The sequence below is a fragment of the Rhodococcus sp. CX genome (assembly GCF_015865005.1).
Taxonomy (GTDB): domain Bacteria; phylum Actinomycetota; class Actinomycetes; order Mycobacteriales; family Mycobacteriaceae; genus Rhodococcus.
The window spans coordinates 16,597-17,316 of record NZ_JADZGH010000225.1; the positions used below are offsets into that span (position 1 = coordinate 16,597).

1 protein-coding gene is annotated in these 720 nt (G+C 66.8%); it reads left to right on the forward strand.

Annotated features, from left to right (window positions below):
- Positions 1-720: AMP-binding protein (locus tag I0Q12_RS33910; protein ID WP_231611421.1), on the forward strand; the 720-nt coding region annotated here is incomplete at both ends.

Consider the following 720-nt stretch of genomic DNA (forward strand, 5'->3'; position numbering starts at 1 on the left):
GTTGTTGACGGCGGCGTCGTCCTCGGGTTCGGGGGTGTTGGCGTCGTCGTTGCGTCGGGTGCTGGCGATCGGTGAGGCGTTGCCGGGGGTGGTGGCGCAGCGGTTCCGGTCGTCGAATCCGGGTGTGGGGCTGTTCAATCTGTACGGTCCGACGGAGGCTGCGGTGTCGGTGACCTGGCACGAGGTGTCGGGTGCCGATGTGGTGGGTGTGCCGATCGGTGTGCCGGAGTGGAATGTGTCGGCGTTCGTGTTGGACGAGCGGTTGCGTCCGGTGCCGGTGGGTGTTGCGGGTGAGTTGTATCTGTCGGGTGTGCAGTTGGCTCGGGGGTATTTCGGTCGGCCGGAGTTGACGGCGGATCGGTTCGTGGCGAATCCGTTCGCCGCAGACCCCGACGGTGGTCGTCTCTACCGCACCGGTGATCTGGTGCGCTGGCTGCCGGACGGCTCGCTGGACTACCTGGGCCGCACCGATTTCCAGGTGAAGGTGCGTGGTTTCCGGATCGAGCTCGGTGAGATCGAATCGGTTCTGCGGAACCAGGATTCGGTGGCGCAGGCCGTCGTCGTGGTTCGTGAGGACGCGCATCTCGGCGAGCAGCTGGTCGCCTACCTCGTGCCCGACGGCGAGCTCGACCTCGATGCGGTGAAGCAGTCGGCGGCGTGGGAGCTGCCGTCGTACATGGTGCCGACCGCGTGGGTGGTGCTCGACGCGCTGCCGTTGAA